The sequence below is a fragment of the Stenotrophomonas sp. STEN038 genome, assembly GCF_056759895.1.
In genome coordinates, this window is record NZ_JBRRDW010000088.1 from 1 (window position 1) to 8,746 (window position 8,746).

The 8,746-nt window shown below is 65.2% G+C and carries 8 protein-coding genes; 2 read left to right on the top strand and 6 right to left on the bottom strand.

The features are described from left to right. Positions 1–106: 106 nt before the first annotated feature. From ACVOLS_RS20735 to ACVOLS_RS20750, 4 genes are all read right to left on the bottom strand, one after another. Positions 107–436, bottom strand: coding sequence for a DUF6172 family protein (locus ACVOLS_RS20735; protein ID WP_481510765.1), 330 nt, complete (start codon positions 434–436; stop codon positions 107–109). Between the two features lie 79 nt (positions 437–515). Continuing rightward, positions 516–1,187, bottom strand: coding sequence for a class I SAM-dependent methyltransferase (locus ACVOLS_RS20740; RefSeq protein ID WP_481547202.1), 672 nt, complete (start codon positions 1,185–1,187; stop codon positions 516–518). A 23-nt stretch (positions 1,188–1,210) separates the two neighbouring features. Then, positions 1,211–1,852 carry an SGNH/GDSL hydrolase family protein gene (locus tag ACVOLS_RS20745; RefSeq protein ID WP_481547203.1) on the bottom strand — a complete coding sequence of 214 codons (642 nt, stop codon included), beginning with the start codon at positions 1,850–1,852 and terminating at the stop codon, positions 1,211–1,213. Positions 1,853–1,861: 9 nt separating this feature from the next. Next, complete coding sequence (locus tag ACVOLS_RS20750) at positions 1,862–3,133, bottom strand: pyridoxal phosphate-dependent aminotransferase (protein ID WP_481547197.1); 1,272 nt, start codon at positions 3,131–3,133, stop codon at positions 1,862–1,864. Between the two features lie 303 nt (positions 3,134–3,436). On the opposite strand from ACVOLS_RS20750, the gene rsgA reads away from it, so the two are divergent. Both rsgA and ACVOLS_RS20760 read left to right on the top strand, forming a co-directional pair. Further along, the gene (gene rsgA, locus ACVOLS_RS20755) at positions 3,437–4,534 is read left to right on the top strand and encodes a ribosome small subunit-dependent GTPase A (RefSeq protein WP_481547198.1); all 1,098 of its coding nucleotides are present in this window, start codon (positions 3,437–3,439) and stop codon (positions 4,532–4,534) included. A 57-nt stretch (positions 4,535–4,591) separates the two neighbouring features. Beyond that, positions 4,592–5,848: a flavohemoglobin expression-modulating QEGLA motif protein gene (locus ACVOLS_RS20760; protein WP_481547199.1), complete on the top strand. Its 1,257-nt coding sequence runs from the start codon at positions 4,592–4,594 to the stop codon at positions 5,846–5,848. Between the two features lie 6 nt (positions 5,849–5,854). Here the strand turns inward: ACVOLS_RS20760 and ACVOLS_RS20765 are convergent, their stop codons facing one another. Then, the gene (locus ACVOLS_RS20765) at positions 5,855–7,096 is read right to left on the bottom strand and encodes an FAD-dependent oxidoreductase (protein WP_481547200.1); all 1,242 of its coding nucleotides are present in this window, start codon (positions 7,094–7,096) and stop codon (positions 5,855–5,857) included. An 88-nt stretch (positions 7,097–7,184) separates the two neighbouring features. Then, positions 7,185–8,390, bottom strand: coding sequence for a sodium/glutamate symporter (gene gltS, locus ACVOLS_RS20770; protein WP_481547201.1), 1,206 nt, complete (start codon positions 8,388–8,390; stop codon positions 7,185–7,187). Positions 8,391–8,746: the final 356 nt, after the last annotated feature.

The window sequence follows — 8,746 nt, forward strand, 5'->3', positions numbered from 1 at the left end:
GGCCCCCCCCCCCCCGTGCCGGGGCCGCGCCCCGACCCGACCCCCCCACCCCGCCCCCCCCCACTACCGTCGGCCCCTTTTGCCTGTGGCAAAGGGGCTTTGGCGATCAATCTTCGAAATCGGTCTCTGCTGCCGGGGCTGCGTCGGCTACCGGGCGCGGACTGCGCTTGGCCGTCTTGCTCACCACTTCGACGTAGAACTGGGTGTTGCCAGCAGCTACCAGTGCGTCGATTGCGCGGAACAGCTCGTCATACCCCACCGGCTTGGCCGAGGCTTCGTCCACGCCGAGCTTGCTGTCGAAACCCCAGGAATCGGCACCGGCCGGCAGTGCCTTGCCGCGCTCACGCTTGGTGTACTTGCGGATGTCGTGCTTGCTGGCTTCCAGCAGGCGGTCGGGGTGCTTGCCTTCGATGGCGAGGCTATAGGTCTTCTTCACGGGAATCTCGTTGCTGCGCCAGCCCGGTTGGGCCGGCAGGGAATGGCACCATTATCGGTGCAAACGGCTTGACCGTGGTTCAACCGCGTTGGGCGACCAGCAGCCAGTTGTTGAATGGGGTGTTGCCGTACAGCGGGGTGAGGCTGACGGTCAGCCCCGCCTGCTGCAAATGGGCACGTACCGCGTCCACATCCAGGTAGTCGCGCGGGCGCGAGCGCATCCAGCCAATCAGGTTGGCGGCGCGGTCGGCCACCCGTGAGACGCTGCTGCGGCGGCTGCCGTCAGCCACGGTCATGCGGATCACCAGCCGTGCATCGGCACTCAACATCGCCGCCGCACGCTGCAGCAGCCCCGGCTGGGCGGCCGCAGGCAGGTATTGCAGTACGTCGAGAATGGCGACGCTGCCCTGATGGGCCGGCAGCGCTGCCAGCAGATCAATGGCGGCGAAGCTGGCGTCGTTCAGGTTGGTCCGGCTGGCGGCGGTGCTGGCGCGTTGGATCTTGGAGGTGTCGCTGTCCACGCCCAGATAGGCCATGCGCTGACCGTCCTGGCGTAGTGCATGGGCCAACAGGCCCAGCCCACAACCCATGTCGAGCAGTGGCGCGCTGCTGCCGCGCAGCGCGTCGAGCACGCCGGGATAGAGCGGGTCGCTGCGCAGCTTCAGCAGAGCGTAGTAATAGTCGCCGCGATGGTTCCAGAACCGTTGCGGTGCGAAAGCCTGGGCAATCGCGCGCGCGCGTTCGCCGGCCATCGCCGGGGTGGCTTGCGGGCGGTTCAAGCGGCCGATGCTGGCTTGAGCAGCTCGGCCGCGACCGGCAGCGCCAGTTGCGCCCAGCGCCCGTACATGGCGGCCGAAGGATGCAGGCCATCATCGGCCAGCATTTCCACCGTTTCTCCGCCGTCGCGGCTGGTCGCGGTGATGTCGACGAAGGCCACGCCGTAGTCACCGCAGCAGGCCTGCGCGGCGGCGTTGAAATCGTCGATTTCACGGGCAACCTGGGCCGCATCGCGACCGTTCTGCTGCGCGTATGGGGTGAAGCCCCAGTCCGGCGTGGACAGCACCAGCACTCGGCGCGGGTCTTCGCCGGCCAGCGCGATCGCGCGCTGCAGCAGTTGCTCGAACTGCTGCCGGTACTCGGCCAACGGTCGCCCGCGGTATTGGTTGTTGACCCCGATCAACAGGCTCACCAGTGCGTACGGCCCTTGCGGGGCTTCGGCGTCGATGGCGGCAGCCAGCTCGTCGGTGGTCCAGCCGGTGGTGGCGATGACCTGTGGGTCGTCCAGCACGATGCCCTGTGCGCGTAGCGCGGCGGCGAGCTGGAACGGCCAGGTACCGGTTTGTGCGACGCCTTCACCGATGGTGTAGGAGTCGCCCAGTGCCAGGTAAGACGTGGAGGTGGCTGCGGTCTCGCTGATCAAGGCCAATCAGCCCACCGCACTGCGCGGCTTGAGCTGCACGACCTTGGTGACCGCTTCGGTACGCCGGCTGAGCAGCTTGTCGATGCGACCGAACACCTCGCGCATCACGCTGGCCTCGGGCAACAGGGTCACGCGGAAGTGGTTGCGGTAGGGCACGTTGAAGCTGGAACCGGGCACTACCAGCACGCCTTCTTCTTCCATCAGCTGGAGCGCGAAGTCGTGGTCGTCAAAGCCCTGTGCGGCCGGGCCCACGACTGCCGGGAAGGCATACAGCGCGCCCGACGGCACCACCAGCGACAGGTGCTCGCTGGCCTCGCAGGCCTCGATCACCGCGCGGCGGGTTTCGTACAGGCGGCCGCCGGGGCTGCACAGTTCGGAAATGGTGTCCGGGCCGTTGACCGCGGCTTCGATGGCGTACTGGCCCGGCACGTTTGCACACAGGCGCAGCGCGCTGAGCAGGTCGAGCGCTGCGCGGAATTCACCCAACTGCTCACCGGCACCGGACAGCAGCATCCAGCCCACCCGCCAACCACAGGCGCGGTGCACCTTGCTCAGGCCGCTGAAGGTCAGGCAGGGGTGATCACCGGCCAGCGGTGCGACCGGCTGGAACTGCGTGCCGTCGTACAGGATCTGGTCGTAGATTTCGTCCACCAGCAGCAACAGGTTGTGCTTGCGGGCGATGGCGACGATTTTTTCCAGCAGCTCGCGCGGGTAGCTGGCGCCGACTGGGTTGTTCGGGTTGATCAGCACGATGGCGCGGGTGCGCGAGGACACCAGCGCTTCCATCTCCACCGGATCGGGCAGGAAGCCGTTTTCCGGACGGCAGCGGTAATACACCGGACGGCCGTCGTTGAGGATGGTGGCCGCCGACCACAGCGGGTAATCCGGCGAGGGCACCAGAACTTCGTCGCCCGGGTTGAGCAGGGCGCGCAGCGACAGGTCGATCAGCTCGGATACGCCATTGCCCAGGAATACACGGTCAGCAACAGCATCGGGCGCACCACGGCGGGCGTAGGCGGCGGCGATGGCTTCACGGGCGACCGGCAGACCCTGCTGATGGGTGTAGGGATCCGTGCGGCCCATGTCATCGGCGATGGCGTGCTGCAGGTGCGCAGGCGCACGGAATCCGAACGCGCCGGGGTTGCCGATATTGAGCTTGATGAGCTTGCGGCCCTGCGCCTCCAACTCCCGCGCTCGTCGGGCCAGTTCACCACGGATTTCGTAGCGGACTTCGGACAGGCGTTCACGGGTGGCTAGCGGTTTGACAGGGCTTGACATTTTCTCAGGGCCATCAAGGGCATGGACTTCGCATGGTAGCTGAATTGTTGCGCTGCGGGGCGGCGGTCTGCGGGCCGGGACTGGGGATTCGGGAGTGGGGATTGGTTACAGGCAAAAGCAAGGCAAAGGCACCCCTCCCCAACCCTCCCCTGCGCTACGCGCAAGGGAGGGGGCAAGGCTTGGCTCCCTCCCTTTGCCGCAGGCAAGGGGAGGGTTGGGGAGGGGGGCTCTTGATCTGCCTTGGTTCTCGCCCTGACCAAGCGATATTCCCGGCGCCAAGCCTCACCCCGGTAGAATCCCCCAATGACTGATTCCATCGACTTCGATTCGCTGCGCCATATCGGCTGGCCCTGGCCCGGTGCTCCCGAAGACCCGCAATGGCAGGACGCCTTTGCCGCCCACCCGCAGGCCCGCCCGGGACGGGTGATCGAACAGCACCGTTCCGGCTACGTGGTCGCCGATGCGCCCGATAACAGCCTCAAGACCGAATCGCCACCGGAGTGGCAGCGGCCGCGCTTCCCCAGCCATGAGCGTGCGGCGGTAGGTGATTGGGTACTGCTGGACGGCAAGCGCATCGTTGCGCTGCTGCCGCGGCATACCTCGATCAAGCGCGGCGCCGCCGGTGAGCACTATCACCAGCAGGTGATCGCGGCCAATATCGATACGGTATTCATCGTCTGTGGCTTGGACGCCGACTTCAATCCGCGCCGCATCGAGCGCTACCTGCTGCTGGTTGGCGGCGGTGGTGCCTCTCCGGTGGTGGTGCTGACCAAGGCCGACCAGACCGAATACAGCGAAGACGCACTGGCGGTGCTGGAAGACCTCGCCGCGCAGCAGATTCCGCTGCTGGCGATCAACGGCAAGGACCCGGAAAGTGTCTCCGCCCTGCTGCCGTGGCTGGGTCCGGGCAACACCGTGGTGCTGGTAGGTTCCTCCGGCGCCGGCAAATCCACCTTGACCAACACGTTGTTGGGCGAGGACCGGATGAAGACCAATGAGGTGCGCAGCAACGATTCGCGTGGCCGCCACACCACCACCCATCGCGCGCTGATGCCGCTGCCCTACGGCGCCTGCCTGATCGATACACCCGGCATGCGTGAGCTCAAGCCGACCGGTGAGGAAACCCTGTCCGAAGGTGGCTTCGCCGATATCGAAGAGCTGACCACGCAATGCAAGTTCCGCAACTGCTCGCATCACAGTGAGCCGGGATGTGCGGTGCAGGAAGCCATCGAGCGCGGCGATATCGACGAAAGCCGGCTGGAGAGCTATCTCAAGCTGCGCGAGGAAGTGGCGCTGGCTGCGGCCAAACTGGCGCAGCGTCAGGCTGAGCAGGCGACCGAGCGCAAGCACACTGGGCGCGGTGCGCAGTGGCGGCCAATCAACAAGGGCAAGCGACGCTGAGTGATCGGTTCTGATTGGTCGAATTTGTTTGTGCGGGTTTGATTGAACGAGGCAGGCATGGACAAGACGGTTAATCATAGCGATCCGGCCATCGCCCATCACGCCGCGCTGGATGCGCGGATGGTGGCTGCGGTCAAAGGCATCCGCTTGCTGAGTTTGACCAGTTGGCCGGCAAACACGCAGGTACCGTTCCTGGAAAGTGTGGCGCGCGGCAATCCGCAGCTGCCGCAGGTGGACTACCCCAAGCTCGACTTCAGCGAAACGCGGCGCGAGTTGGCCGCGGTGATGGAAGCGGTGGATGCGAGTCATCCGCTGGGCAGTTACATCCAGGATTCGGCGCGCAGCTGGGATCTGGCCGCCAGCCTGTTGGAAGGCCTGGGAACGCGCGCTGTGGACGACTATTCCACCCAGCTGTTCGGCGTGCCCGAGCAACCGATGCCGGGTAATGGGCCGACCACGCGCGACGCAGCACGGCACTTCATCCAGATCGCGCAGGAACTGGACCATGAGTTGCTGGCGCCGGAAGAACAGGTGCCGGTATCGGCCACGGCTTTGCAGCTGATGCTGCAGAGCGACCTGGATGAATTCTTCGCCGGGCGCATGATCAGCGTGGAGCTGGACCCGGAACTGATTGCCAAGGCTGCTGCCGGTGCAACCCGTATCCGCCTGCGTACCCGTGCCACCTTCAGCGCCTACGACCGTGCACAGCTCTACCACCATGAAGCGCTGGTGCATTCGCTGACCGCGCTCAACGGTCGCGATCAAGTGGTATTGCCCAGCCTGGCGCTGTCTTCGCCGCGTATCACCGCGACCCAGGAAGGCCTGGCCACGTTTGCCGAGCAGATCACCGGCAGCATCGACATCCAGCGGCTCAAGCGCATCAGCCTGCGTATCGAGGCGATTGCGATGGCGCGCGATGGTGCCGACTTCATCGAAGTCTTCAATTACTTCCGTGGCGCCGGGCAGACTGCCGAGGAAAGCTTTTCTTCTGCACAACGCGTGTTCCGTGGCGTTCCCACCAGCGGCGGCGCTGCCTTTACCAAGGACACCGTCTACCTGCGCGGGCTGGTGTCGGTGCACACCTTTTTCCGACAGATGCTGCGCGATGAGCAGCTGCAGACCTGCCGCTGGCTGTTTGCCGGCAAGATGACGCTGGAAGACGCACAGACGCTGACGCCGTTGTTCGAGGCCGGGGTGCTGGCGCCGCCACGCTGGTTGCCGCAGTGGATCAACCGTGCCAATGGCCTTGCTGGCGCATTGGCGTTCTCGCTGTTCGCCAACCGCATCCGCATGGACCAGATCAGCGAAACCTGAGTTGGCTCAGCGCGTGCCCAGCAACTGCTGTATCGCGCGTTCGCCACTGCCCATCGCCAGCGTCCAGCCGAGCATGCCATGGCCGATGTTGCAGGCCAGACCATCGCCGAGGTTCCTGATGATCGGTGAGGTCCATGGGGTAACCGGACGCAGACCGGCCCAGCTGCTTTCGATGTGTTCGTAGTCGGCTGCCTCCGGCAGTGAGGCGCGAGCCTGCGCGATCAGCGTTGCCAGCCGCGCGGGTTCGGGCGTGGGATTCCAGTCGTTGAGATCAGCCAGGCCGGCAACGCGGATGCGCTCGCCCAAGCGGCAGAACACCAGTTTGCGCTTGGTGTCGGTGATGCTGACCTTGGGTGCATTGGCGCCCAATGGTGCGGTGAAGGAATAGCCCTTGATCGCCATCACCGGCATGCGCAGACGCAAGGGTTTGAGCAGGGCAGGGCTGTCGATGCCAGCGCAGACCAGCACACGTGCTGCCTGCAGCGTGCGGCCGTCGCGTGCCTGCAGCTGCCAGTGGCCATCGGCACGACGCAGTGACTGCGTGTCGAAGCCGAACGCCGCATGCACACCGTAGTGCTGCTGCAATACCTGCAGCAGGCCTTGGCTGAAGCGGTAGGGATCGCCGGCTTCTTCCTCGGGTGAATAAACTCCGCCAGCCAACCACGGTGCGCCGCTGAGTGCAGGTTCGATGGCAGTGGCCTCGGTCGCGTCGACCAAGCGTTGCTGCACGCCATGGCTGCGCTTGAGCGCGATCATCGCCGCCGCTCCCTGCACGCCCTCGATGGACGGGTACAGGTGCAGCTTGCCGGAGACCTCATGGTCGAAATCGATGGGGTGTTGTTGCAGCAAGGCCTGCATGGCCTGCCGCGACTCCAGCGCCAGTTCCAGTGTGGCCAGGGTGTTGCGCTGCAGTCCCGCCGTGTTGGCCTGGCGCAGGAACGCCAACCCCCAGCGCAGGAAATCCGGATCAGCCGACCAGCGTGTACGGAAAGGTCCGTTGCGGCCGAATGCCATTTCCGGAAGCTGCGCCCAGGTTGCCGGGCCGGCCATCGCATCGGTATAGGCGTAGCTGAGCTGCGCGCCATTGGCGAACGAGGTGCCCAGTGCCGGGCCTTCATTGCGATCCAGCAGCAGCACCGAACAGCCGCGCTTTGCAGCAGCATAAGCGGTGGCCAGGCCCACCACGCCAGCGCCGACGACGACGATGTCATGGCGGGAAGAAAGCTTGGGTGCAGCGGTGGATGTCATCAGCGCAACGGTGCTACAGGGCAGGTAGGGGCCCATTGTCGCGCCAACCCGTGCACAAGGCACGGGTATGGCGCACGGAACCGGCGGCTTAGTGCGGCCAGAAGTTCAGGAAGCCGGTGATGATCAGCGCATTGATGAAGTCGATGAAGAACGCGCCCACCAACGGTGCCACCAGGAAGGCGCGCGGCGCCGGCCCGTAGCGCTGCGCCAGTCGCCGCATCACTGCCATGGCGTTGGCGGTGGTGCCGAGCATGAAGCCGATGAAGCCACCACCCATCACCGCCGCGTCGTAATCGCGGCCCATCAACCAGTAGATCGGCACCGCGAACAGCGCGACCACCGATACCTGGATGATCAGGTTGACCAGCAGCGGCAAGCCCATGCCAGCCAATTCCCAGAGTTTGAGATCCATCAGCGCGATGGCCAGGAACAAGGCCAGGCTGATATTGCCGATCAGATCGGTGGTCGGTACCGACAGCTTGATCCAGCCGGTGTAGTCGTCGATGTTGCGGATGACGGCGCCAACCAGCATCGCGCCGATATAGGTCGGCAGGGTCAGGCCGATGCCTTCGAAGCCCTTGCCTACCCAAACGCCCAGCCACATCGCCATCAGCAGCACGACGATGCTCTTGAGCGCGTCGAACTCGCGTGCCGACTCGCTGGGGTAGCGCACGGTTACCGCTTCGTCCTCGCCCAGCTGCGAACCGGTCGCCTTCTGGCTGGGATGCTGCACCTTGAAGCGTTGCATCAGCACGGTGATCACCGGGCCGCCGACCAGACCGCCGCAGATGATGCCGGCCATTGCAGCCGTCACCGCCAGGCTTTCCGCGCCGACCAGGCCGGCCTGCTCGAAATGCCCGGCGAAGGCCAGGCCGGTGGCAGGGCCGCCAGTCAGCGTGGCCGAGCCGGCCAGCACGCCGAACATCGGGTTCAGGCCGAACATCTTGGCTACGCTGATGCCGATCAGGTTCTGCAGCACCGCGAAGATGCTGCCGATCAGCAGGAACAACATCACCTGTTTGCCGCTGACCCGCAGCAGCCGCACGCTGGCGTTGATGCCGAGCGTGGTGAAGAACGCCACCATCAGCGGTGTCTTGAGGGTGGTATCGAGTGTGAACAGGGTGGTCTGCTGACCATGCGCCCACCATACGGCCAATGCCACCAGCAGGCCGCCAACCACCGGTTCAGGCAGGTTGTAGCGGCGGAAAAACGGGATGGCACGGCACAATGCGTAGCCGGCGAACAGGGTCAAGCCCGCGAAGGCGACCGTCTGTACGGCGTCAAGTTGAATCATAGGGGTGGGGACCTTACACCAGCGAAGGGCGAACTTTGTCGTTCCTTACGCACAATAGCAACCGGGCCTATTGGCACTGGACCGGGTTTTGGGCGTTTCCCGGTTGGGCTGATCGTGTAGGCCATGCTCGGCAGAGGCTTCCCCAGCAAACCAGATGTAGTGCCGAGCCATGCTCGGCAGAGGCTTTCCCAGCAAACTAGCTGTAGTGCCGAGCCATGCTCGGCATAGGCTTTCCAAGCAAACCAGCTGTAGTGGCCCCCCCAACGCCGCCCCCGGCGGACACGTGCAAACACAAACCACCCCAGCACCGGCCCACCCACCAACCGGGGCGACCCCCCCGCTAAAAACACCCACAA